Annotated in this window: 16 protein-coding genes, 1 tRNA gene and 2 rRNA genes (1 of these 19 running past the window's edge); 18 read left to right on the top strand and 1 reads right to left on the bottom strand. The window is 61.8% G+C overall.

Annotation, left to right across the window (positions count from 1 at the left end; translation table 11 throughout):
* The 3 genes from J2S32_RS14240 to J2S32_RS14250 all read left to right on the top strand — a co-directional run.
* Positions 1 to 1,700, top strand: a 23S ribosomal RNA gene (locus J2S32_RS14240); it begins 1,094 nt to the left of the window's first position.
* Between the two features lie 115 nt (positions 1,701 to 1,815).
* Positions 1,816 to 1,930: ribosomal RNA gene (gene rrf, locus J2S32_RS14245) — 5S ribosomal RNA — on the top strand.
* A gap of 116 nt (positions 1,931 to 2,046) precedes the next feature.
* Positions 2,047 to 2,123, top strand: a tRNA-Met gene (locus J2S32_RS14250).
* A gap of 272 nt (positions 2,124 to 2,395) precedes the next feature.
* Here J2S32_RS14250 and J2S32_RS14255 read toward each other — a convergent pair.
* Positions 2,396 to 3,472: an AraC family transcriptional regulator gene (locus J2S32_RS14255; RefSeq protein WP_253522427.1), complete on the bottom strand. Its 1,077-nt coding sequence runs from the start codon at positions 3,470 to 3,472 to the stop codon at positions 2,396 to 2,398.
* A 155-nt stretch (positions 3,473 to 3,627) separates the two neighbouring features.
* Between J2S32_RS14255 and J2S32_RS14260 the strand changes: the two genes are divergently transcribed.
* From J2S32_RS14260 to J2S32_RS15870, 15 genes are all read left to right on the top strand, one after another.
* Positions 3,628 to 6,285 carry a TonB-dependent receptor plug domain-containing protein gene (locus J2S32_RS14260; RefSeq protein ID WP_253522429.1) on the top strand — a complete coding sequence of 886 codons (2,658 nt, stop codon included), beginning with the start codon at positions 3,628 to 3,630 and terminating at the stop codon, positions 6,283 to 6,285.
* A gap of 82 nt (positions 6,286 to 6,367) precedes the next feature.
* Positions 6,368 to 8,425: an acetoacetate--CoA ligase gene (locus tag J2S32_RS14265; RefSeq protein WP_253522431.1), complete on the top strand. Its 2,058-nt coding sequence runs from the start codon at positions 6,368 to 6,370 to the stop codon at positions 8,423 to 8,425.
* Positions 8,422 to 9,270: a 3-hydroxyacyl-CoA dehydrogenase family protein gene (locus J2S32_RS14270; protein WP_253522433.1), complete on the top strand. Its 849-nt coding sequence runs from the start codon at positions 8,422 to 8,424 to the stop codon at positions 9,268 to 9,270. The genes J2S32_RS14265 and J2S32_RS14270 overlap by 4 nt, the downstream gene beginning before the upstream one ends.
* Positions 9,271 to 9,329: 59 nt before the next feature.
* Positions 9,330 to 10,631, top strand: coding sequence for a spinster family MFS transporter (locus J2S32_RS14275; RefSeq protein ID WP_253522436.1), 1,302 nt, complete (start codon positions 9,330 to 9,332; stop codon positions 10,629 to 10,631).
* A gap of 28 nt (positions 10,632 to 10,659) precedes the next feature.
* Positions 10,660 to 12,291, top strand: a complete 1,632-nt coding sequence (locus J2S32_RS14280) for a tannase/feruloyl esterase family alpha/beta hydrolase (protein WP_253522438.1) — start codon at positions 10,660 to 10,662, stop codon at positions 12,289 to 12,291.
* Between the two features lie 582 nt (positions 12,292 to 12,873).
* Positions 12,874 to 15,159 carry a TonB-dependent receptor gene (locus J2S32_RS14285; RefSeq protein ID WP_253522441.1) on the top strand — a complete coding sequence of 762 codons (2,286 nt, stop codon included), beginning with the start codon at positions 12,874 to 12,876 and terminating at the stop codon, positions 15,157 to 15,159.
* A gap of 26 nt (positions 15,160 to 15,185) precedes the next feature.
* Positions 15,186 to 16,943 (top strand): carboxylesterase/lipase family protein, encoded by a 1,758-nt coding sequence (locus tag J2S32_RS14290; protein ID WP_253522444.1) that lies wholly within the window; start codon positions 15,186 to 15,188, stop codon positions 16,941 to 16,943.
* The gene (locus J2S32_RS14295; RefSeq protein WP_367398986.1) at positions 16,934 to 18,529 is read left to right on the top strand and encodes an AMP-binding protein; all 1,596 of its coding nucleotides are present in this window, start codon (positions 16,934 to 16,936) and stop codon (positions 18,527 to 18,529) included. Before J2S32_RS14290 ends, J2S32_RS14295 begins: the two co-directional genes overlap by 10 nt.
* Positions 18,526 to 19,284, top strand: coding sequence for a TetR/AcrR family transcriptional regulator (locus J2S32_RS14300; RefSeq protein WP_253522446.1), 759 nt, complete (start codon positions 18,526 to 18,528; stop codon positions 19,282 to 19,284). Before J2S32_RS14295 ends, J2S32_RS14300 begins: the two co-directional genes overlap by 4 nt.
* Positions 19,285 to 19,394: 110 nt before the next feature.
* On the top strand, positions 19,395 to 20,303 hold the full coding sequence (locus J2S32_RS14305; protein ID WP_253522448.1) for an SDR family NAD(P)-dependent oxidoreductase: 909 nt from the start codon (positions 19,395 to 19,397) through the stop codon (positions 20,301 to 20,303).
* A gap of 64 nt (positions 20,304 to 20,367) precedes the next feature.
* A complete protein-coding gene (locus tag J2S32_RS14310; RefSeq protein ID WP_253522450.1) occupies positions 20,368 to 22,023 on the top strand; it encodes a carboxylesterase/lipase family protein in 1,656 nt (551 codons plus the stop codon).
* Between the two features lie 23 nt (positions 22,024 to 22,046).
* A complete protein-coding gene (locus J2S32_RS14315; RefSeq protein ID WP_253522453.1) occupies positions 22,047 to 23,387 on the top strand; it encodes a spinster family MFS transporter in 1,341 nt (446 codons plus the stop codon).
* A 98-nt stretch (positions 23,388 to 23,485) separates the two neighbouring features.
* Entirely contained in the window at positions 23,486 to 24,967 is a 1,482-nt protein-coding gene (locus J2S32_RS14320) for an FG-GAP repeat domain-containing protein (RefSeq protein WP_253522456.1), read from the top strand.
* The gene (locus J2S32_RS15865) at positions 24,964 to 25,371 is read left to right on the top strand and encodes an SDR family NAD(P)-dependent oxidoreductase (RefSeq protein WP_367398987.1); all 408 of its coding nucleotides are present in this window, start codon (positions 24,964 to 24,966) and stop codon (positions 25,369 to 25,371) included. Before J2S32_RS14320 ends, J2S32_RS15865 begins: the two co-directional genes overlap by 4 nt.
* Positions 25,301 to 25,732 carry an SDR family NAD(P)-dependent oxidoreductase gene (locus J2S32_RS15870; RefSeq protein ID WP_367398988.1) on the top strand — a complete coding sequence of 144 codons (432 nt, stop codon included), beginning with the start codon at positions 25,301 to 25,303 and terminating at the stop codon, positions 25,730 to 25,732. Before J2S32_RS15865 ends, J2S32_RS15870 begins: the two co-directional genes overlap by 71 nt.
* The last annotated feature ends 183 nt before the right edge of the window (positions 25,733 to 25,915 follow it).

Raw genomic sequence — 25,915 nt, forward strand, 5'->3', positions numbered from 1 at the left:
AGAAGCAGCCATCCTTTAAAGAAAGCGTAACAGCTCACTGGTCTAAATAAGGGTTCCTGCGGCGAAGATGTAACGGGGCTAAAGATATGCACCGAAGCTTAGGGTTCAGAATTTATTCTGAGCGGTAGCGGAGCGTTCCGTAAGTGGTTGAAGCCGAAGGGTAACCGACGGTGGACATATCGGAAGTGCGAATGCTGACATGAGTAGCGACAAACAGGGTGAGATGCCCTGTCGCCGAAAGACCAAGGGTTCCTGCTCAACGCTAATCGGAGCAGGGTTAGCCGGCCCCTAAGACGAGCCCGAAGGGGGTAGTCGATGGGAACCACGTAAATATTCGTGGGCCTGAAGATGTGTGACGGATCGTGGAAGTTGTTCGACCTTATTGGATTGGTCGGGCAGCCAAGCGGTTCCAGGAAATAGCCTCTTCAATATAGACCGTACCCGAAACCGACACAGGTGGTCAGGTAGAGTATACCAAGGCGCTTGAGAGAAGTATCCTGAAGGAACTCGGCAAATTGCCTCCGTACCTTCGGAAGAAGGAGGCCCTCTCATTACGCAAGTAGTGTGGAGGGGGCACAGGCCAGGGGGTAGCGACTGTTTAGCAAAAACACAGCACTCTGCTAAGTCGGCTTCAAGACGACGTATAGGGTGTGACGCCTGCCCGGTGCTCGAAGGTTAAGAGGAGGAGTGCAAGCTCCGAATTGAAGCCCGAGTAAACGGCGGCCGTAACTATAACGGTCCTAAGGTAGCGAAATTCCTTGTCGGGTAAGTTCCGACCTGCACGAATGGCGTAACGACTTCCCCACTGTCTCCAGGATATGCTCAGCGAAATTGAATTCTCCGTGAAGATGCGGAGTACCCGCGGTTAGACGGAAAGACCCCGTGCACCTTTACTGCAGCTTCAGAGTGGCATTAGGAAATTACTGTGTAGAATAGGTGGGAGGCTTTGAAACATCGGCGCCAGCTGGTGTGGAGCCAACCTGTGAAATACCACCCTGTGATTTTCTGATGTCTAACCACGCACCGTTATCCGGTGTTGGGACCCTCTGTGGCGGGTAGTTTGACTGGGGCGGTCGCCTCCTAAAGAGTAACGGAGGCGCGCGATGGTATGCTCAGGACGGTTGGAAACCGTCTGCAAGAGTGCAATGGCATAAGCATGCCTGACTGCGAGACCGACAGGTCGAGCAGAGACGAAAGTCGGTCATAGTGATCCGGTGGTCCCTCGTGGAAGGGCCATCGCTCAACGGATAAAAGGTACGCCGGGGATAACAGGCTGATGATTCCCAAGAGCTCATATCGACGGAATCGTTTGGCACCTCGATGTCGGCTCATCACATCCTGGGGCTGGAGCAGGTCCCAAGGGTTTGGCTGTTCGCCAATTAAAGTGGTACGTGAGCTGGGTTCAGAACGTCGCGAGACAGTTTGGTCCCTATCTGCCGTGGGCGTCGATTGTTGAAAGGAGTTGCCCCTAGTACGAGAGGACCGGGGTGAACATACCTCTGGTGTACCTGTCATCCTGCCAAGGGTGCCGCAGGGTAGCTATGTATGGACGGGATAACCGCTGAAAGCATCTAAGCGGGAAGCCTCCCTTGAGATAAGCAATCTTCGAACCGTCGTAGACCACGACGTTGATAGGCCGGGTGTGGAAGCGCAGTAATGCGTGTAGCTAACCGGTCCTAATAGTTCTTTTCGCGCTTGTAGGATCCATACCATCAACGACAGCCCTGTGCTGTCCGCGAGGGTGGAGGAAACTTCAGCCGGATAAGCCCAGAATGCTCAACAGCATCGATTTAAACCCGTCCGCCTGCTTTATTGCTTGGTGGCTATAGCGTCTGTGACCCACCCGATCCCATCTCGAACTCGGCCGTGAAACCGGACTGCGCCGATGGTACTAGTGCTCAAGCACTGGAAGAGTAGGTCGTCGCCAGGCATTATAGCAGACGGACGCGGTATAAACCCATTCACGATTTCAAAAAGCCGCTGCCGGGTCTCCCGCGCGGCGGCTTTTTCGTCTCTGGCGCATGCCGGCGGACGTACACACGGTGCCGCGGGGTGGAGCAGTCCGGTAGCTCGTCAGGCTCATAACCTGAAGGTCGTTGGTTCAAATCCAACCCCCGCAACCACCGAACCCATGAGATCATAACAACAAATTGCCTCGCTGCTTCCAGCGGGGCTTTTTGTGTGTGGCTATGTAAGCATATAGGAAGCAGGCTCTTAAGCCTTCCGGCGTAGCATAGCGTGATGGGCTGCCTCACGCGGGCCGAGTGGGAGCAAGGTATCGACTTTTCGGTGGTTTGAGGAAAAGCTTCCTGCGGGTTGCAAGATACACTTCATAATTTCAGCCATGGCAGATTCGTGCCGATTAATCCGATAGGACTCGTTGAAAGACGGGGGCCTACTTTTCTTTTCGGATCTGGTTCACTGTCTTCCTGGTCCACCGCTTCACCGCCCGCCGCAAGTTCGCTGCGTCGCTGAAGCCAACCTTCCATGCAACATCGTCAACGCTCATCCGAGTGGTTTGCAGATATTCTATTGCGAGCTTGCGCCTCACGTCATCGACGATTGCACCGTAGGTCGCGTCCTCCGCTGCCAACCTGCGGCGGAGAGTGCGCTCCTGTAGGCCAAGCTGTGCCGCAATCGCCGCCATCGAGGGAAACCGTCCGGGTGTGCTCAGCAAAATCTGATAGACCTCGCCCGAAAGACCTGAAGAAATGCGCGATTGCCCGATCAGGCGTTCGCAGGTTTCCTCGAGCATCATCCGGGTCAGCCGGTTGCCCAACTCGGGCGTCGATCCGAGTATGCCGAGCGGATAGTGCAGCTCGTTTGCAGCCTGGCCGTAAAGGCACTCGCATGAAAGCTCGCGCGCGTCCGGGCCAGTATGGTCGTCCTCCGGTAGCGCGAAGAGAGCGCGCACCGGCAGGTTGTCGTTACCCGCCGCGTCGCGGATATGGGTGAAGGTCATCTTCATCTGCTGCCGGACGAGGAAGGTGCGCACCTGGTCGCTCATCATGTCGCGGTAGATCTCGCGAAACTGCCAAATTGCAGCCTTGCCTTCGACGCGCCAGTGGAGCCGCACCGTCGGCGTGGCGAGCGGCTGATAACGGACTGCGAAATCGAAAAAATCGCGCATGGTTGGCGAACACATCAGGGCATATCCGTACATTCCGTAGGCCGACAGGTGCAGCCGCGCTCCGATCGCGAAGGCGTCGGCGTACCCGGCCCCCGCCGCCACAATGTTCTCGCACGCGGTCAGGTACTGGCCGATCGAGGTTAGCGTGCGCGGATCGCGCACCTCGGCCGGCGTCAGGCCAGTCCTGTCGAGTACAATTTCAGCCGACATTCCGCGATCCGTCACCGTATCGATGACCGTGGCGATCTTGAAGGGCGCGAAAATGCGCTGGTTGAGTGTCGGGAATCCCTCTCGGTCGTTGCGCATCGCCGCCTCGGCGGTGGCCTCGTTTACCACGGTCATCCTGTCCGCTCCTCCCCTCACGATGTCCGCAAATGACACAGAGTTGTCCGCTCGTGCGCTTACGCAGGCGTCTGCCAGACCATAAGCATGCCATCAAGCCGGCAAAGTCCGGCCGCGGCGATGTCCGCGACCACGATGGGAGAGAAAATATGTCGATGAGGTCGATTTCTACGCGGCGCCGTGCGCGTCTGCTTCGCCATTCTGCGCTGGCTGCAACGATGTTGATCCTGCCCGTTACGGCCCATGCGCAGACGGACCCAGGCGAAGACCAGCCCGAAAGCACCGAGATCGAGGCCCCGGCCGCCGGTTCTGAAGACGTGATCGTCGTCACCGGAACGAGCATCCGCGGCGTGCCGCCGACCGGGTCGGACCTGATCACCGTCACGCGCGAAGATGTGAAGCAGATCGGCGCGGCGAGCACGCCCGAACTGCTGGCGACCGTGCCGCAGCTCAACAGCTTCAATACCGCGCCGCGCGTCAGCAATGGCGGAGTCGGTTCCTTCGCGCCTGGTCTGCGGGGCCTGCCCACAGCCGCTACCTTGCCACTGATGAACGGGCACCGCCTTATTTCCGGCAGCGTGCAGCAGACCAACCCCGATTATCCGCTGATCCCCGAACTGGCGGTCGAGCGGGTCGAAATCGTCGCCGACGGTGCCTCTGCCATCTACGGGTCCGAAGCGGTCGCGGGCGTGATCAACTTCATCACCCGCAAGCGCGTATCGGGGCTCGAGACCAATTTCCGTTACGGTTTCGCGGATGACTACGATGCCTTGAACGCAGGCGCGATCTTCGGTCAGGACTGGGGAACGGGCTCGGTCGTGCTCGCCTATCAGTACCAGCAGAACAGCAACATTACCGGCGCGGATCGCGACTATCGCTCGCTCGATTTCCGCAGTGAGGGTGGCATCGATACACGCTCGGCGGTGTGTCCCGATGCCAACGTCAACCTGTTCGCAGGCACGATCTACGCTGCGCCGAGCCTCGAGCCGGGTGTCAACACCTGCGATGCGCGCGGCCCCGTCGACCTTCTGCCAGAGAGCCGAGCGCATAGCGGCCTGATCTCGGTGCGGCAGGACCTGTCGGATCGCATCACGGTATGGGGGGATGTGCTCTACTCGGACCGCAAGGATACGGTCCAGGCGGCGCTGCCCGGGCAGACCTTCGTCCTCATCACCGCCGCCAACCCTTACTTCCGCGCGCCTCCGGGCACGGGTTCGGTGTTCGGCTACTTCGATTTCCGGCCCGACAGGCTGGTCGGCGACGATCACTTCGACCAGACCTATCGGGTGCGAACGGGCAATGCCACGGCGGGCATCGACATCGACCTGCCGGGCGACTTCCAGGCGAGTGTGTACGGGAGCTACAACTGGTCGCGGAACGATACGCTTCAGCCTGGCATCGATACGACTGCACTGACCACTGCCGCTGCAGGAACGACGCCGTCGACCGCGCTCGACCCGTTCGGCTACGAGACCGATCCGGCGGTGGTCGCCGCAATCCTCGACAACCCGACAACCTTCACCAATCGCCAGCGCACACGGATCGGCGCGGTGAAGGTGGATGGTCCGCTCGCGCAGCTTCCTGGTGGCGACCTCAAGATCGCGGTAGGTGCCGAATATCGGCGTGAAACCTATATGCAACGCGGTCAGAGCGGCGGCGTCGGCTTCCCGGAAGATCTCGCCCGCAATGTCCAGTCGGTTTACGGCGAGCTTTTCATTCCGATCATCGGGTACGGCAACGCGGGAGCGTTCGGGCAGAGCCTCACGCTCTCGCTGTCGGGCCGATATGATCATTACAGTGATTTCGGGTCGACCACCAATCCGAAGATAGGCCTCACCTGGGAGCCGCTCGACGGGGTGGCCTTCCGCGGCAGTTACGGTCATTCGTTCCGCGCGCCAGGGCTGCGCGATCTGGGGTCGACCGTTGGCTCCTATTATTCGGCAGCCGCGCTGGTCGATGCCTTTGGCGCCCGCGATCCGGCGCGCGGGGCTGCGCAGGTGAACACGATCCTGCTTTATGGCGGCAATGCGGATCTTGAGCCGGAAACCGCGCGTACCTGGTCCGCCGGCGTCGATCTGCGTCCGCTGTTCGCCCCGGGCCTCACCGCGAGCGTGACCTATTACGACATCAAGTACGACGACGTGATCGGCGCGCCTTCCGGCCTTGGATCGCTGCTGTTCAGCGATCCCACTTTCGCCACGCGGGTCATACGCGATCCCGGTGCCGCGCAGGTCAGCGACGCGATCACAAACACCGTGCCGTTCTACTTCACTTTCGACGCCGTCCCTCAGATCGGCAATATCCTCGACCTGCGGCAGGGCAATTTCGGGGTCCGCAAGACCAGCGGCATCGACTTCGATCTGCGCTACCGGCGCGAGGTCGGTTTCGGCACGCTGTTCGGCGGGGTCGCGGGCAATTACATCCTCGACTATTCGAACCGCCTGTCGCCTACTTCGCCGGAGAGTAATTCGCTCGAGGCCGGGATCCCGCGCGCGACCCTGCGTACTACGCTGGGCATCACCGCCGGCCCGGTGACCTTCGTCAACTTCGTCAATCATCGTTCGGGCGTCACGGCATCCTACGCTACGCCGACCGGCTCGGCGCTTTACGAAGCGAAGGGATACACGACGGTCGATTTGCGCCTCTCTCTGACGCTGCCGCAAGAAAGTTGCCTCGAAGGCACCGAGCTCGGCTTGCAGATCAACGATCTGTTCGATGTGACACCGCCCTATTTCCCCGGCACCGACGGGATCGGGGGCGCATACAACCCCATCGGTCGCTACGCGGCAGTCAGCCTGCGCACGGCATTCTAGGCTCAAGCGGGCGGCGACCCAACCGGGTGCCGCCCATACTTCCGCCCCTACCGTTTCCGCTCCCGATGCAAGGCCTCTCTCGATGAATTCTGTCTCGACCAGCCTCGACCTGGCGACGCCCGTTCCGCAAATCCGCTTGTTTTGCGACTGGCTGCAAGAGACGCGGGGGATCGATTTCGCGACCTATGACGAACTGTACCGTTGGTCGGTCGAGGACCTCGAAGGATTTTGGCGCAGCATTTGGGAGTGGGACCGCATCCAGTCGCCGACAGCGGTGAGTGCGGCGCTGAGCGGCGAAGCCATGCCCGACATGCGGTGGTTCGATGGCGCCACGCTCAATTATGCGCAGCATGTCTTCAGCCATGTCGATGCTGCGGAGGCGGCCGGCCAACCTGCAATCGTCGCATTGGACGAGCGCGGCGCGAGCGAGACGATCGAGTGGGCCGAATTACGTCGCCGGGCTGCCTCGCTTGCCCTCGATCTGCGCGCACGCGGGATTGCGCCAGGCGATCGGGTGGCGGCCTATCTGCCCAATATTCCAGCCGCGGTCGTCGGTCTGCTGGCCTGCGCCAGCTTGGGTGCGGTGTGGACGCTGTGTTCGCCCGACATGGGGACGAATGCGGTGCTCGATCGCTGGCGGCAGACGCAGCCCAAGGCCCTGATCGCGGTCGACGGGGTGTTCTACGCGGGCAAGGCCCTGGACCGCAGTGCCGCGCTGGCGGAGATCCTCGCACAGCTCCCGTGCATCGAAACCGTGTACCTGGTTCCGAGCGACTGTGCAGTGCGTACCATGCCCGACGCGGTCGACTTCGCCGCCGCCACCGCGCGCGACGACGCGGCCGTGGCCGGTTTCGAGCCCGCCATGCTGCCCTTCGACCATCCCTTGTGGATCCTCTATTCGAGCGGGACCACCGGTCTGCCCAAGGCGATCGTTCACGGCCATGGCGGTGTGATTCTGGCGACGGCTGCCGGGCGGCTCCATTTCGATCTCGGGCCAAGCTATGCTCCGAATACAATTGGCGAGCGATTCCACTGGTACAGCGCCAGTGGCTGGGTCATGTGGAACATCCAGATCGGCGGGCTGCTGAGCGGCACAACCATTTGCCTGTTCGACGGATCGCCCAGCGGGACGAAGACCGATCCCGACTGGACCCGACTGTGGGATTTCGCGAGCCGGACGGGCGTCACCTGGTTCGGCGCGGGCGCGGCCTTCTTCGCCAATTGCCGCAAGGCTGGGGTCGAGATCGCGGGGACCGCCGGGGTCGAACGCATCCGCGCTCTCGGCAGCACCGGATCGCCCTTGCCTCCGGACGTACAACGCTGGGGCACCGCGCAGTTCGCCGCACTCGGGCGTCCGGACATCTGGTGGTGCAATGTCAGCGGGGGAACCGAGATCGCCGCCGCTTTCATGGCTGGCAATCCCCAACTGTCCGACACGCCGGGCCGGTTGCAATGCCGCCACCTCGGCGCCGCTGTCGAGGCGTGGGACGAACATGGCAATCCAGTGATCGAGGAAGTCGGCGAACTGGTCTGCACGAAGCCCTTCCCGAGCATGCCGCTGTATTTCTGGGGTGATAACGACGGGAGCCGGTATCGCGATTCCTACTTCGGCGAATGGCCCGGCATTTGGCGTCACGGCGACTGGCTGACGGTTCACGAGGATGGCAGTTGCACCATCTCGGGGCGCAGCGATGCCACCATCAACCGCCATGGCGTGCGGATGGGGACCGCGGAAGTATACGCTGCAGTCGAGCAGCTGCCGGCCGTTGCAGATTCCATGATTATCGATCTTGAAGACACGCAGGGGGGTAGCAAACTGGTCATGTTCGTCGTCCCGAGCGAAGGCAAGGTAGTCGATGGAGACACGCGAGGCGCGATCGCAGCTGCAATCCGGACGAGTCTCTCGCCGCGCTTCGTGCCCGACCAGCTGATCGCCGCACCAGGCATCCCGCGCACACTTTCGGGCAAGAAGCAGGAACTGCCGATCAAGCGGCTGTTCGCCGGGTGGCCAGCAGCCAGGGTGATCAATGCCGATGCCAGCGCCACGCCTGATGTGCTGCCATGGTACATCGATCAGGCGCAGGCATGGCAGCGCGATGCGCGCTCCGAGGCCGATGTTCGTGCGGAGCATACTTCGTGAAGTTGGGCGTCGTCGGCGCGGGCCTGATGGGGGCCGAGATAGCGTTGGTTTTCGCGCTGGCCGGCCACGGTGTGCTGCTGCAAGATCTCAGCGAAGAGGCGCTTTCGCGAGCCGTCGAACGGCTTCGCACGCTCCTCGACAAGGGCGTCGTGCGGGAGTTCTATGAAAGCGATGCGGCCAAGGCGGCGCTCGGTCGGATCGCACCGGTCGCCTCGATAAGCGCGATGGCCGATTGCGCGATGGTGACCGAAGCCGTCCGCGAATCGCTCGAGATCAAGGAAGAGGTGCTGCGCGTGCTGGACGAGGCATGCCGGCCCGATTGCATTATCGCGTCGAATACCTCGACACTGCCGATCTCCACGCTTGCGGCCTTCTTGCGGCCCGAGCGGCGTGCGCGCTTTCTCGGCATGCATTACTTCTCACCCGTCTCGCGGATGAAGCTGGTTGAGATTATTCCGGCTTTCGCGACCGAACCGGCAGTTGCCGATGAAGTGATCACGATCCTCCAAGGCATCGGCAAACAGCCAGTGCGGATCAAGGATGTCGCGGGCTTTGCGGTCAACCGCATGCTCCACGCGATGTTGATCGAGGCGGTAAAACTGGTCAAAGAGGGCGTCGCCAGCCCTGCCGATTTAGACACCGCATGTCGCCTCGGCCTCGGCCATCCGATCGGTCCATTCGCGATGATGGACGTCGTGACGTCCGATCTGTGTTTGGAGGTGCAGGACATACTGCACGATGCCTATGGCGAAAGATTCCGCCCGCCTGCTCTGCTCAGGCAGCGGGTCGCTGCGGGGTATGGTGGCGGTCGGGGCAATCCCGGCTGGCTGGAAAAGACCCAATAATACCGAGCTGGAGAGGACGAGACGATGACCCAAGCCAACACGCCCTGCGAGTGCCTTGCATGAGCGCCGCATCCGCCCCGGACACAGCATCCAGGTCGTCTGCGAGCGCGCGGATCACGCTGGGCATGCTGGCCTTCGTCTATGTGCTCAACTTCCTTGATCGACAGCTGATCTCGATCCTCGCCAAGCCGATCCAGGACGGGCTCGGCATTACCGATGGGCAGCTCGGCCTGCTTACGGGCTTCTACTTCGCGCTGTTCTACTGCTTTATCGCGATCCCGATCGGCTGGCTTGCGGATCGTACCAGCCGGGTGAAGGTCCTTTCTGCTGCATGCGCGATCTGGAGCGCGGCGACTGCCGCATGCGGTATGGCGGGCACTTACGGCCAGCTGGTCGTCGCCCGTATGATGGTCGGCGTGGGCGAGGCGGGCGGGGTTCCACCCTCCTATGCGATCATTTCCGACACTTTTCCGCGTGAACGCCGGACCACGGCGATGGCGATTTTCAACCTCGGTCCGCCGATCGGCTCCGCGCTTGGCGTCGCCTTTGGCGCATCGCTCGCCGCTGCGTTCGACTGGCGCATGCCTTTCTACGTGATTGGCGGGATCGGGGTAGTTACGGCTGTCGTGGTCTACTGGGTCGTGCGCGAGCCTAAGCGCGGTGAGACGGATGGCCTGCCGGTGACGACCGCGCCCGAGGTCGGCCCCGAAGGTTTTGTCGCGACCATACTCCGCTTCTTCCGAAACCCGTTGCTGCTGATGGCTTCGCTGGCGAGTGGAGCCGGCAATTTCATCACCTATGGCCTGCTCAACTTCACCGTGCTGTTCCTGATGCGCGAGAAGGGCATGACTCTGGAAGATGTCGCGGTGTGGTACGCGCTGGTGGTGGGTATCGGGATGAGCACAGGCATTTATGCCTCGGGCCGGATCGTCGATCGCTTCGCGCGGCGCAGCAAGGCGGCCTATGCCACCGTGCCCGCTGCCTCGCTGGTGCTGGCCTTGCCGTTCTTCATCGGCTTCGCCTGGGCGCCGAGCTGGAAAATCGCGCTCGCCTTCCTCCTAGTGCCGATGTTCCTCAATTCCTTCTTCCTTTCGGCGACGGTCACCTTCGTTCAGAACGAAGTCGCGCCCGAACGGCGCGTCATTTCGGGCGCATTGCTACTATTGGTCATGAACTTCATCGGGCTCGGGCTGGGACCGACCTATGTCGGAATGATGAGCGATTTCTTCCGCCCAGCCTATGGCGAACATGCGCTGCAGACAGCCTATTACGCGCTTGCTCCGATGTATCTCATCGGGGCACTCCTGTTCCTCTGCCTCGCCCGACTGATCAAGCGTGCGGAAGCGACAAACCCAGCATGAGCACCGCAAGAGGATATCGGAGAGAACCATGAAACGCACCCACCGCATCGCCATTCTTGCAGCGTCCGCACTGGGCTGGTCGCTCCCCGGAGCCGCGCTGGCGAAGCCGGTGGAAGATGATGTTGCCGCGCGATGTGCCGCGCTCTCCAACGTCAGACTGGCGGATACCACCATCGAGAGCGCGATGCTGGTCCCCGCCAAGGCGGACGAAACGAGCATTGCGGGTGACGTGCCCGGCTCCCCCGGGTTCTGCCGCGTTGTCGCGCGGGTGCGATCCGAACCCGGGTCCGATATCGGGGTCGAGCTGTGGTTGCCAGCGCAAGGCTGGGCCGGGGTTTTCCACGGCAACGGCAGCGGCGGCTTCGCGGGCAACTTCACGCTGGGCTATTCGGGCATGGCCGAAGGGCTGCGGCGCGGCTTCGCGACCGCGACGACCGACGCGGGCACGGCGCCCGCCACCCCGCTGGAAGGCGATGCGCTGATCGGCCATCCGCGCAAGTGGCGCGACTGGGGCCGGCGTTCCACCCACGTCATGACGACCACCGGCAAGGCGCTGACCAAGGCGTTTTACGGCAGGGAAGCGCGCAAGTCCTACTACACAGGCTGTTCGACCGGCGGGCAGATGGGGCTGATCGAAGCGCTATACTATCCGCAGGACTATGACGGCATCCTCGTCGGTGCACCGGTCATGAACCGCACCTGGGGGCACGCGTCGGTGCTGTGGAACTATGCTGCCGCGAACCGAGAACCCGGCCGGGTTCTATCGGACGCCAAGCTGACACTACTCGACGACGCTGCCATCGCCGCCTGCTGGAAGCAGGGCCATGGCCTGGCGGGCGACCGCTTCATCATGGACCCGATGAGCTGCTCATTCGATCCGCAGGTCCTCCAATGCAAGGCCGCGGTGTCCGATACATGCCTGACAGCGGGCGAGGTGGAAACGGCGCGGGCGTTCTATTCCGGGCCGACAACGCGCGACGGCGAGCCGAGCTTCTACGGCTGGCTACCGGGCAGCGAAATGCCCGATGCATTCGGCTGGTCCTTCCTGCAGAAGCCGGTCAACGATCAGCCGGCCTTCGGCAGCCTGTTTAAATGGGTGTTCGGCGCGGAGTGGAACTGGAGAGGCTTCGATTTCGACCGCGACATGCCCTTGGTGGATCAAGGCCTCGACGCGATCGTCAATGATGCGACACGCGGAAGCCTGGCGGACTATGCCGCGCGCGGCGGCAAGCTGATCGTCTTTCACGGCCTTGCCGACACGCTGGTACCGCCCGGCCAGTCGGTCGATTTTTTCGAACGGCATGCCGCGGAGATGGGTGGCGCGAGTGCCCTGGCCGAGAACGCGCGGCTATTCATGGCCCCAGGCATGATGCACTGCGGAGGTGGTACCGGACCCGATGCCTTCAACTCCACGCTGGGCATCCCGCCGCGTCCGCCATCCGACGATCCACAGAACGATCTTTTTTCTGCACTGATCGCTTGGGCGGAGGATGACGAGGCGCCCGACCGAATCACTGCGACGCGGTTTGCGGACGAGCGTTCGGGAAAAATCACCATGCAGCGACCCCTATGCCCGTGGCCGCAGAGGGCAGTGTATCGCGGGGTCGGGTCGACCGATGCAGCGAGCAGTTTTCGCTGCGAGGCACCTGCGAAACCCTAGATCTGCCGGATCACCGGCAGAGGAGATGCCATTTTCAGTCGCCGGGATATCCCCGACTTCGCGTAGCCGGTGCGGCGGCCTCGTTTAACGTTCCCGCTTCGGGCGAAGCGAAAGGGGCGGTCGCTATTCATGCGCTCCACTCGCAGAACATGCTGAGAGAGCTCGGCATCGCGGTATTCCATCAATGAGGATGACTATTCGCCGCGAGCGATCGGAAGAGCCCAGTGCGGTTTTCCAAGCTCCTCAAGAGTGTTGCCGATGCCGTGAAGGCGAACGGCCTTCTCGCTCGGTGTGGCGCCCAGTTTCCATTGAAACACCACACCCATTGGAGACGCGCTGGCCTGATGAGTTCGGTCATGTGGCCGCCTCACGATTCGGCGAGGATCTCGTCTCAGCGCAAGCGCGATGGATCAGACATGCAGCACACCGCGAAAGACATTCACACGGAAGTGAGTGAATGTTGACATGAGCGCGTCATTATTGAATGAAGCGCGGACTGCGGCGGACGAACCGCCGGGAACACGGAGAGGTATTATGAGGGGAACGTTGCTTGTTTCCGCGTCAGCGGTTGCACTTGCGCTTGTGCCAGCCACTATCAGCGCACAGACCACGAGCAGGACTGGTGCCGAGGTCGATGGCGAAACGGACGCTGTCGAAGAAATTTCGCCCACCGCCGAGACTGGCGAGGGCAACACCATCATTGTCACTGCAACGCGGCGCGAGGCCCGGCTGCAGGACGTTCCATTGGGCATCACGGCTTTCAGCCAGGAAGAGCTGACCGAAAAGGGCATCGTAGGTTACGAACGTTTGGCTCTTGAAACCCCGGGTGTTGTGCTCAACCGGCCGACCCAGAACTTCAACAATTTCACGGCCCGCGGGATTTCCACCAACGGCTACAGCGCGGGTTTGCAGGCCCCGGTCGCGATCTATGTCGACGAACTCCCGATCTCTGCGAACGGGAACTCGACGATCCTCGATCCTAACCTTTACGATGTCGAACGCGTCGAATTTCTGCGCGGTCCGCAAGGTACCCTGTTCGGTTCGGGCTCGCTTGCCGGCGCGATGCGGATCATCACCAAGTCTCCGAACCCCAACCGGTGGGAGGCGTCCGCTCTGGTCGATCTTGGATACACCGAGGGTGGCGGGCTTCGCCAGCGCTACAACGGGATGGTCAATGTGCCGATCGCCGAGGACGTCTTCGCCTTCCGCGCGGTCGGCTATTATCGCAATGAGGATGGCTGGGTCGACAATATCGGCACGGGCATCGAGGACGCCAATTCGCTAGAAGCCTACGGTATTCGCGCTGCGTTCCTGATCGAGCCATCGAGCGACTTTTCGGTTAAGCTGTCGGTCAACAAGGAGGTCAGCAATCCTGCCGATTCCGCGCTGACGAACCCGGATCTCGGCACCTATGTCCGCAGGACCGCACAGCCCGATCTCTTCCAGAGCGACTTGTTGGCGCTTAACGCCACGGTGAACGTGAATCTCGGCTTCGCCGACCTGGTCAGTTCCACGACCTATTCGGACCTGACCGGCGACTTCATCGTCGATCTTGCGGGCACCTATAACCAATTGGTGCCCTTTTCGCTCGACGCCGTCGGATATGACGACATCTTCGTGCAGGAAGTGCGCTTGGCATCTTCGCATGGCGGGCCGTTCGAATGGATACTTGGCGGGTTCTATTTCGACAAGCGGCGAGATGTCGACTTCGACTATCGCACGACGCAGCAGTTTCTGGATCAGACAGGCGTCACGGCATTTTCCGACCTCTATTACCAGCGCTTCAAGAACTACACCGACATCAGCGAGAAGGCGGTGTTCGGCGAGCTGACCTATCGCTTTAGCGACAGTTTCTGGGCGACCGGCGGCTTGCGCTATGGACAGGTCGATGTGCAGACGACCACCCGCGGCGGCGGCTATAACAGCAACTTCCTGACGGTCGGCTACTGCACCGTGTTCACGCCACAGTGCGGTGGCTTCATCCCGCCCCTGACCCTCGCGCCAATCCAGCCCGCGGTCGGTCTGTTGGCGTCCGATGACAAGCTCTCGTGGAAAGGGAGTATCTCCTTCAAGCCGACGCCGAACCTGACCACCTATGCGACGGTATCGACCGGATTTCGTCCGCCGGTGGTCAATGCGCGGGCCGGGCTCGCGCCTCCCGCCAGCGCACCTGATGACATCGTCATTCCCGACGGCGCGAGTTCGGACAAGTTGACCAATTACGAAATTGGTTTGAAAGGCAGTTTCTTCGATAACCGCCTTACTGCCAATCTGGCTGCCTTCTATATCGACTGGAACAATATCCAGGTTCAGGCCAACCGAGTATCCGACACCATCCAGTTCGCCACCAATATTGGCGGCGCTGTCAGCAAGGGCATCGAATTCGAACTGGTCGCGAGGCCGGTCGACGGCGTCCGGCTACAGGCGAGCGGCGCCTACATTGATGCGCGGATCGATGATCTGTCACCCGGCGAAGCGGCGATTTCGGGTGCCGAAGACGGCATTCGGCTGGCGACGCCCAAATTCTCGGGTTCGGCCACGGCGGCATATACGTTTGCTGTCGGCGACACCGAGACCGCGTTCGTTAGCGGCAACGTCGCCTATGTCGGTTCATACCCCGGCCTGTTCCCGAATGTACCGGGCCAGCCGGGCGTACCGTCCCCGCAATACGGCGTGACCGACGAGTATGTGTTCGCCAATGCCTATGCCGGGCTGAACATCACACCGGACTTCGTGATTACGGCCTATGTCGAAAACGTCTTCGACAATGATGCGATCACCTACGTACATCCCGAAGCCTTCCTCGACGGGCGCCATGGGCGACTGCGGCCGAGAACATTCGGCGTGCGGTCCAGCTACATCTTCTGATGCAGCAATGGCTTCGCGGTCCGTCCGTGGACCGCGAAGCCAACTTCCAGTCCCCTTGTCCGCTCGGCAGATTGCCCGATGCGCGCCCGCCCAGTCCAGAAGGTGATTTCGTGCCCTACTCCAAGTCTTCTTGCAGTTTCATCGCCGCGCTTTCGCTGACGGTCGCCGGCCTACTTCTGCCTTCTACGCCCGCCCTGGCGCGCAGCGAGCAAGGTCCGGTAGTTGATGCTCCTGCCGGAACAGTAGCGGGCCGCAGCGAAGGCGGCGTGACGAGCTTCAAAGGCATTCCCTATGCTGCTCCGCCCATTGGCGATCTTCGTTGGAAGCCGCCGCAGGAGGTCGCCCGTTGGGACGGCGTGCGCCATGCTTCCGATTTCGGTCCTCCCTGCTACCAACCGACGGTGCCCGGCGCTGCAAATTCGATCTACTTCGAAGAAATAGGTCGGATGAGCGAGGACTGCCTCTCTCTCAACGTCTGGGTTCCCGAGAACGCTTTGGGCGCGCCGGTCCTGGTCTGGATACACGGAGGCGCCCTGGTTTCGGGCGCTAGCAGTTTCGACATGTATGATGGCACGCGTTTGGCCCAACAGGGCGCTGTCGTTGTATCCATCAATTATCGCCTCGGGGCGCTTGGTTTCCTTGCGCATCCCGAACTCAGTGAAGAGTCGTCTGACAGTATTTCCGGCAATTACGGATTGATGGATCAGATCGCGGCGCTGCGCTGGATCGAGGAAAACATCACGGCCTTCGGCGGCGATCCGGACAATGTCACCATCGCGGGCGAATCCGCCGGGGCGCTCAGCGTCATGTGGCTGATGACCGCGCCGCGCGCGCAGGGTCTGTTCGACAAGGCGATCATGCAAAGCGCCTATATGATTTCGTCTCCCGCGCTGAATGAGTCGCGGAACGGCCACCCGGCGGCGGAAGAAATCGGCACCTGGCTACAAGGTGAGCTCGGCGCACCCGATCTCGCGGCCATGCGCGACATGGAGCCGGGCGAACTCGTCAATCGCGCGACCCGGGCCGGGTTTCTGACCTGGAGCACCGTAGATGGCGTATTGATCCCGCATCAGATCGCCGAGACTTTTGATCGCGGCGAGCAGGCCAAGGTGCCGTTGATTGCCGGCTTCAACAGCGGCGAGATACGGTCGCTGCGCCGCTTGCTGCCTCCGCGGCCGTCTGGAGCGAAGGCCTATGAGGCCAAAATTCGCGAGCTGTATGGTGATCTCGCGGACGTCTTCCTCGCTCTCTACCCGGCAGACAATATTGACGAAAGCATGCTCGCAGCGACCCGCGACGCGCTCTATGGATGGACTGCCGAACGACTGGCGATAAAGCAGACCGAACTGGGCCAGGCTGCATATCTTTACCTGTTCGATCATGGCTATCCCGAAGCGGACGAAGCCGGTCTCCACGCCTTTCATGCTTCCGAAATCCCCTATGTTTTCGGCACGATCCACGACACACCGCGGAACTGGCCGCGAATCCCGCGCGCGACCGCGGAGCGCACGCTTTCGGATGCAATGGTGCAATACTGGGTGACTTTCGCCCGAGACGGAACACCCGTGGCAAGCGGACAGGTGGGCTGGCCAGCATATGGAGACAACTCCGCCTTCCTCGTGTTCGACGAGACCCCGCGTGAAGGTGCCGAGCTTCTTGGAACACGGTATGATCTGAACGAGGCCGTGGTGTGCCGCAGAAGGGCCGCAGGTGACCAGCCGTGGCACTGGAACATCGGGGTCGCGAGCCCCCCCTTGCCGCCGCGCGTGGAGGGGTGCCAGTGATACCGGGTTCGATGCAGCCTTATGCGCTAACCCTCGACAAGTTTCTCGACCACGCCGCGAAATGGCACCCCAGATCGGAGGTTGTCACTGCAGGCGAGGACGGAAAGTCCGCGCGGGTCGACTATGCCGAACTGAAGGTGCGGGCAAAGCGCGTGTCTGCGGCGCTGGCCGGGCGCGGTGTCGGACAGGGCACCTGTGTGGCGACGATGGCATGGAATACGCAGGCCCATCTCGAGAGCTGGTATGGGATCATCGGCATGGGCGCGATCTGCCATACGCTCAATCCACGCCTCCTGCCCTTGCAACTTTCCGCGATGCTTACCCAAAGCGGCGCGCGGATCCTGATCCTGAGTGCCGATCTGCACGAACTGGCGCATGAGGTCCTTGCCCAAACATCCACCATTGAGGAAATCTTGGTCATCGACGGTAATATCGAGCCGGGGACGGTCACAAATGGCGCGTGCAAGGTCGGTACTCTGAACAACGCTGCTGCGGCGGTGAAAGGGGGCGGATCGGTAGCGTGGGGCAGGTTCGATGAAAACACCCCCTGCGGCTTGTGCTTCACTTCGGGGACTACCGGGCCTCCCAAGGGTGTAACCTACACCCACCGGGGCAACTATCTGCATACCATGCGTCAGCTACAGGCCGATGTCGCCGGACTGACCAGCCAAGACTCGGTACTGACCGTGGTGCCGATGTTCCATGCCAACGCCTGGGGGCTCCCGTTCTCGGTTCCTGCGGTAGGCGGCAAACTGGTCTTGCCGGGGAGGCAGTCCGACGGTCCGGCGTTGGCTCGCCTGATCGTTGATGAGCAGGTTACTATCGGCGTAGGGGTTCCCACCGTCTGGTTGGGCCTGATGGATTATCTCGACCAAGCAGAGACGGACGTGCCTACGCTCAAGCGTATCATGGTCGGCGGCGCGCCCATGCCGCCGGCGTTGATGGAGCGGATCGAACGCCGCGGAATCGGCGTCCAGACGACCTGGGGGATGACCGAGATTTCGCCGCTGGGCACGGCGACCCCGCTCGCCGAGGCGAATGCGGCCTCCACTTCAGGCCGGCCTGCGATCGGTATCGACCTCATGCTGACCGACGCGGCAGGGGAGCCATTGGCGCAACAACGCGACGCCAAGGGCCACTTGTGGGTGCGTGGCCCAAGCGTGGTGGAGCGCTATCTCGACCAAACTGAACCGGCGACCCGTGATGGTTGGTTCGATACCGGCGACCTGGCAAGGATCGACGCATCCGGTACCCTATCGATCGTGGGGCGGTCGAAGGATTTGATCAAGTCAGGTGGCGAATGGATCAATCCGGCCGAGATCGAGGCGATCGTGAGCGCGCATCCCGATGTCAGCATGGCCGCGGTGATCGGCCGCGAACATCCCAAGTGGGGAGAGCGTCCCGTGCTCGTCGTGGAAATCCGTCAAGGGGTCGAGCTTTCAGACGAGGCGCTGCTGGATAGGCTCAACGGCCTGGTTGCGAACTGGTGGCTCCCGGACTCTGTTTTGCGCGTGCCGACAATGCCATTGGCAGCGACGGGAAAAATCGACAAACTGCTCCTCAGATCGGAGTATGGCCGATTATGACCGTACTGGAACAGCAAGCGGCGCGCCCTGCGCACGCTGCGCAAAGGGAAATCGATTTGTCGACAGTCAAGGCGCGTAAGAAGAATCCCACCAAGGCGGAACAACGCGCTGAAACCACCGAAAAGATTCTCGACGAAGCGGAATATCTTTTCTCTTGCCACGGGTTGCATGGGGTAACGCTTAAAGACGTAGCCAAGCGTGTCGGCGTCCATCACACGCTTCTCAACTATTATTTCGAGGACAAGCAGAAGCTCTTCGAGGCGGTGTTTGGCCGGCGAGCGGTCGTCGCGAATGAAGTGCGCATGAAAGCGCTGAACGAATATGATCGCAAGTCCCAGGGCAACCCGACCGTCGAAGGGGCGCTGCATGCCTTCCTCGATACCAATCTCGACCTTTACGGCGAGGGGGGAGACCAGTGGCGCCATTCAGGCCGGCTTGCTGCGCTGGTTTCCAATACACCCGAATGGGGGGCGGAGATGTTCGACGAGTGGTTCGATCCGCTTGTTTTGCGCTTGATCGAACTGCTCAAGAAGGCGCTTCCTCATGCAGCGGATGAGGACCTCTTTTGGGGTTACCATTTCACCACCGGGGCGCTGATGCTGACCTTGGCTCGCACCGGACGTATAGACAAGCTGTCCGGCGGGCTGGCTCAGTCGGAGGACTTCGCAGCCGTCAAGCAGCGCATGGCCCGATTCATGGCGGCGGGCATCCGGGAGATCTGTGGTGCCGGGGACGACCCGATGCTGGAGGCTTAACTGCCTCTAGCCGGCAACCCTTAGCAACCAGTTGCGAGGACATCTGGACACGGTTCTCATCATGATATTAACTCGCTAGAGAGTGAACAACTTGAACGGGATGGTAAGAAGTGACGAACAGCAGATCGCTTGAAGGAAAAATCGCAATCGTAACCGGTGCGGGCGGAGGTCTCGGTCAGTGCCACGCGCTCGAACTCGCGCGGCAGGGCGCCAAGGTCGTGGTCAATGATCTCGGCCACGAAGCTGCGGGTGCTGTCGCGAAGGAAATCCGCGATGCGGGCGGCGAAGCGATCGTAGCCGAAGGGTCAGTAACCGATGAGCAGGCGGTCGACGCGATGGTTGCCAACACGATCGAAACCTGGGGCCGGATCGATATCCTGATCAACAACGCCGGCATCCTGCGCGACAAGAGCTTTGCCAAGATGGAGATCGCTGATTTCCGTGAAGTTGTCGATGTGCACCTGATGGGCGCGGCGATCTGCACCAAGGCGGTTTGGGGCCTGATGCGCGAACAGAATTACGGCCGGGTCGTCATGACGACCTCCTCATCCGGCCTCTATGGCAATTTCGGACAGGCCAATTATGGCGCAGCGAAGATGGCATTGGTCGGCCTGATGCAGACTCTCGCCATCGAAGGTGCGAAATACGATATTCGCGTGAATGCGTTGGCACCGACAGCGGCCACTCAGATGACCAATGGCGTCCTTTCCGAAGAGGCGCTGGCCCAGCTTGACCCCGCATTCGTTAGCCCGGGTATCGTCCATCTCGTGAGCGCCGACGCACCAACGCGGGCGATCCTGTGCGCAGGCGGGGGCCACTTCGCCTGTGCGAACGTCACCCTGACCGAGGGCGCGCAGATCGGTAGCGGTGAGAATGCTGCCGCGGAGGTCGCACACAATTGGCATTCGATTGCGGAGCGCACGGGCGAGATCGTTCCCGAATACGGGTTCACCCAAGCCGAGCGCGAGGTCGCTGCGGCCGTGGGTGAACCGAAGCAGGCGCTCACCAAGGCGGATTGATCGAAGCGCGGGGAGGAGCGAGCGGGCAAACCCGCCGCCGCGCATGGAGAGGAGTGTTGAGGATATGAACCGTTTCAGGTTGATTGTCGGGGTCGTGTGTGCAGCCTTATCAATGGGTTGCACCACCACCACGAGCAAATTCCCCAACGTACAGGCGGCTCCGCTCGTCTCGACGACGGGCGGCATGCTTCGCGGAGTAACCCAGGCACAGCTTGGCGTCTTCCGCGGCATACCCTATGCCGCGCCGCCGGTCGGCGAGCTTCGCTGGGCCGCCCCACAACCTCTGCCCGGATGGGAAGGCGTGCGCGATGCGAGTGCCTTCGGTGCGGCCTGTATCCAGCCGCCCGTGCCGGCCAGCAGTATCTACAACGATCCGCCGCCAAGCTCATCCGAAGACTGCCTGAACCTCAATGTCTGGGCACCCGACGACGCTGAGGGTGCGCCAGTCATCGTGTGGATTCACGGAGGGTCGCTCAGGATCGGGGGGAACAGCCTGCCGATGTACGACGGGACGAATTACGCGCAGCGCGGCGTGGTATTCGTTTCACTCAATTACCGCCTCGGACTGCTTGGCTGGTTGGCCCACGAGGGGTTGAGCGCAGAGTCCGACGACGGAACTTCGGGTAACTATGGCCTGCTCGACCAGATCGCAGCGCTGCAATGGGTGCGCGATAACATCGCCGCTTTTGGCGGGGATGCCAACAACGTCACCATCATGGGCGAATCCGCCGGCGCGCTTAGCGTGACCTATCTGATGGCTTCGCCCAAAGCGCGGGGCCTGTTCGACAAGGCCATAATCCAAAGCACCAACCTTCGCAGCTTCCCGGAGCTTGCAGAAGCAGCAAACGCCATGCCCTCGGCGGAGCAGATCGGAGCAGATCTTTTCTCGAAGCTCGGTGTCGCGGATATCGATGCGGCACGCAGCATGGCTCCCCAGGAGCTGACGAATCTCGCAACGCTTGCCGGTTTCGCGCCGCAGGGAACGATCGATGGGGCGCTACTTCCTGATCAGTTACTCGATATTTTCGACCGGGGCGAACAGGCACGCGTACCCGTAATGGTCGGCTACAACGCTCACGAATATCGCCCTGAAGGCGGGCTCGTCCTGCGCATGCCCGAGACGCCCGCGCAATACGAAGCGCTGGTCGCCTCCGTCTACGGCGATCTCGCGTCTGAATTCTTGCGGATTTATCCGCACGCCCAAGGAGCCGATGCTCTGCTCGACGCGACCGGCGATATCATCTTCGGCTGGTCGGGGGAACGCATTGCGCAAAGCCAGAGGGAGCTTGACGTCCCTTCCTATTTCTACGTCTTCGACCACTGCTACCCTTCGGCTCGCGCACGGGACCTGTGCGCCTTCCATGCCAGCGAACTGCCCTTCAGCTTCGGCAATCTCGCCGCCCAAGCGATGCCTGCGCGCTGGCCGGTGCCGGACGGCGAGCACGACCGCGCAATCTCGGATGCGATGTTGGACTATTGGATTAGCTTTGCGGCGAGCGGTCGACCGACCGCGCAAGGGCATCCGCCATGGAAGCCCTACGGGCCAGCCGAGCATTACGTCCGCTTCGCCGATAGGCCCATTGCTGGGCGTGATTTCAAGCCGGGGATGTTCGAACTGTTCGAAACCTTCGCCCAGCGAGAGCGTGCAGCAGGGCGTTCATGGGGCATGCCCGTCGCCTTGAGCGTACCGGCCGAAATCCAAGACAAGCAAAAGCGTTGAAACACCAGGGGGAGAGCCCGATCATGAGCACTACGGAGACCAACGACCACGCGGCCCCACCTGTGGAGACACCGTATTCGAAGGCGTCCTACCGCTATTTCGTGCTCGGCGTGCTGACGCTCGTCTACGCCCTCAACTTCGTCGACAGGCAATTGCTCGTGATCCTGCAGGAGCAGATCAAGGAAGAGCTTCTCCTGTCCGACACGCAGCTCGGATTGCTGTCAGGCTTCGCCTTCGCGCTGTTTTACGTGTCGTGCGGAATTCCTATCGCGCGCTGGGCCGACCGCGGTGTCCGCCGCAACATCATCGCGTTGGCGCTGACCGTATGGAGTGGGATGACCGCCGTAAGCGGGCTCGCGCAGAACTATCTCCACCTGCTGCTGGCGCGGGTCGGCGTGGGTGTGGGCGAGGCAGGTGGCAGCCCCCCGGCGCATTCGATGATTTCCGACATCTTTCCCGAGAAAGAGCGCGCGACGGCACTCTCGATCTACTCGATCGGGATTTACATCGGTATCCTCACCGGCTTCGCGCTGGGCGGTTTCATAGCGGAAACCTTCGGTTGGCGGATGGCGTTTTTGGTGGTCGGCTTGCCCGGCATCCTCGTCGCTCTGCTCCTCCGCCTCACCGTGGCTGAGCCTATCCGGGGCTGGTCCGAGAAACGAGAGAACGAAGTTGGACAAAGCCCCAGCATTTTCGACGTCCTGCGGTTCCTCTGGTCGCGCAAGACCTTCCGCAACCTCGCACTCGCGGGAAGTCTGCAGGCAACGGTGATCTATGCGGTCGGTAACTGGCTGCCCTCGTTCTTTTTGCGCAACCACGAAATCGGACTGGCGCAACTAGGTGTCTGGATGGCGCTGACATCGGGCTTCGGCGGCGGGGCGGGCTCGTTCTTTGGTGGTTGGTTCGCCGACAAGATGGGGCAGCGCGACCGTCGCTGGTACGTGTGGGGGTCTGCGATCATGATCCTTGCGATCACGCCAGTGCTGCTGATCATGCTCAACACCGGCAATCTCCTGCTGGCATTGTTGCTGACCGGCGTGTTTCATTTCCTTTCCGCCTCCTATCTCGGGCCTGCGCTTGCGGTATCGCATGGGTTGGTTGGCCTGAGGATGCGGGCGCTGACCTCGGCGGTCTTCTTCTTCTTTATCAATTTGATCGGCCTGGGCCTTGGCCCGCTCATCGTCGGCTACCTGAGCGATACGTTCGCCGCTGGCGGTGACGAAAACCCGCTGTCTGCAGCGATGCTCATCGTCGGCTGCATCGCTTCTGTCTGGGGTTGCGTGCATTATGTACTTGCTTCGCGGCATATCCGAGAAGACATCGCCAACAGCCCGGCGAGCGCGCCAAAGATCGAGGCTCTTTGATGCCGGGGGGTGCCGGGCGTATTTCGAGTGCGGTCTTGCTTGCCTTGTCGGCGGCAGGGTGTGTGCCGGTAGCTGGCAAGCAGACCCCGCAACTGACGGTGGCGGACACCCCAAGCAGTGCCCGCACGCGCTCGGGCGACTATATCTCTTGGCGGGAGCACCGGATCGACGACGAGGATCTGGCCGGGGTTCCGCTTCGCGGCGGCGACGGTCTCCAGATCGCCGATATCGACCGCGACGGATTCCTGGATATCGCTTCGGTGCACGAGGATTCGAACCACCTCCGCATTGCCTTCGGCACCGCCGATCCGGACCGCTGGACGCTGGCGACCATTGCTTCGGGACAGATAGTCGGCGCGATAGAGGATGTCGCAATTGGCGACGTCGATGGGGATGGGTGGCCCGATCTCGTTACTGCAAACGAAGAAGCGCATCTGACGTTCTTCAGCAATCCCGGAAGTAGCTCATCGGCGCGAGCAGGCGCTTGGCCGAGCCTCGTTCCGCCGATGACGCAAGGGCGCGGGTCATGGCTGCGTGTCTTCATCGCGGACATCGACGGCGACGGGCGCAATGATGTCATCGCAGCGAACAAGGGCGCAAGCGACATCGTAGATCCTGCAGCGCCCCGGGAAGACCGTACCACGTCGCTCTTTACCTTCGATGGCAATCCGCTCGATCCTGATGCCTGGCACGAGCAGGTGGTATTCGCGAGAGACGTGCCAAACACGGCGATGCCGGTCGATCTCGATGGTGACGGCGACCTCGATGTGCTGGCGGCCGCCCGGCTCGAGCAGGTCGCCTACGTCCTGGAAAGCCGGGGCACAGATGCCCGCGGTAAGGTCCAGATCGAAGCTCATGCGATTACTATCGACGACAGTACGCTGCCAGGTTGTACGGTCGCGACTTCCGCCTTCCAATCGGCATTTCGGGACCTGAACGGCGATGAGCGGCTCGATCTGATTACCAGCGTATTCGAGAATTGCGGCGACCCGCACGCGCCGGGCGGCCTGCCCGCTCTCGGCTGGCTCGAACAGCCCGAGGCGCTCGACATGCCATGGCGCTACCACCGTATCGGCGACATTCTGCCCGATATGGTGATCGCGGTCGAACTGGCCGATATCGACGGCGACGGCCACCTCGACGCCGTGACCGGCGGCTATTCGGGGCTCAACATTCTTAGAGGGGGCTATACCGGCGCGACGCGCGAGGGGGATCACCCATCTGTGACCCCCTCTTCCACCGTCGGGCGGATCGCCTGGTTCAAGAATCCGGGCACGGTGGGCGGCACCTGGAAGCGGCACGATATCTCGCGCCGGGTGCGCGGTATGTACGACCAGTTCATCGCGCGCGACATGGACGGTGACGGGGATGCCGATCTGGTTGGCACGCGCGGAAATAGCGGGCGGTTCGATGGATTGTTCTGGTTAGAGCAGGTCCGCAGCGACGGTCCGCGCGCAGCCTTCATTCCGGCTCGCAGCGAGGATAGCCGCGCGCTGCCGCTACCGCCCGAAGACTGGATCGACCGCTACGAGGAGGCCAATACGTTGGTCGCCCCGAACAAGCGTCAGGAGGCCGAATGACCGCCACTCATAGCCTTGCAGGGCGGACCTGCCTCGTCACCGGAGCTTCCTCCGGGATCGGGGCGCATCTGGCGCGAGCGATAGCCGCAGCAGACGCGCGAGTGGTGCTCGGCGCGCGCCGCACCGCGCTGACCGAGAAAATCGCGAGCGAAATCCGCAGAGATGGCGGCGAGGCGCTGGCTGTGCCGATGGATGTGACGAGTGAGAAATCGGTGGCCCAGGCATTTTCCAGCGCAGAGGGCGCTTTCGGGCCGGTCGATACAGTCATAGCCAACGCGGGGGTCTCTCGCCACCTGACGCTCGACAGAACTGGCCGAAGCGGAGCTGCGGCAGGTGTTCGATACCAATTTGCTTGGCGTCCACTTGACCGCGAACGCCGCGGCGCGTGCGATGACGGCGGGTAGCCGGGGGAGCGGCGCAGGACGCATCGTCATTATCGGGTCGATCACCGCACAGGTGACGGGGCAGGGTGACGCGGCTTACGCGGCGAGCAAGGCCGGTGTCGCGCATCTCGGCCGCCAACTCGCACGCGAATGGGTGCGACAAGGGATCAATCTCAACGTAGTCCAGCCCGGCTACATCCGGACAGAGCTGGTTGGCAATTGGTTCGACAGCGAGGGTGGTAAGGCGCAGATCGCAAGCTGGCACCGGCGGCGGATCATGGACATAGACGCACTCGACGATCTTGTCCTCTATCTCGCCTCAGATGCATCTGCTCAAATTACTGGATCCGTATTTACTGTTGACGACGGACAGTCGCTGTAGCTTGGGCTAAGCAATTCGACGGTCTAATTCGTCCAGCGTCGAACTGCGCATCGGAGGTACGCGGCATCGCTGAGGCCGACCTTCCATGCCACGTCGTCCACACCCATTCGCGTCGCCTGAAGATACTTGATTGGCAAGCTTTCGACGTACATCGTTGATTGCTGAATGGCATCTTTTCGGTTT

This window comes from Qipengyuania citrea, from assembly GCF_024171405.1.
GTDB classification, from domain to species: Bacteria; Pseudomonadota; Alphaproteobacteria; order Sphingomonadales; family Sphingomonadaceae; genus Qipengyuania; species Qipengyuania profunda.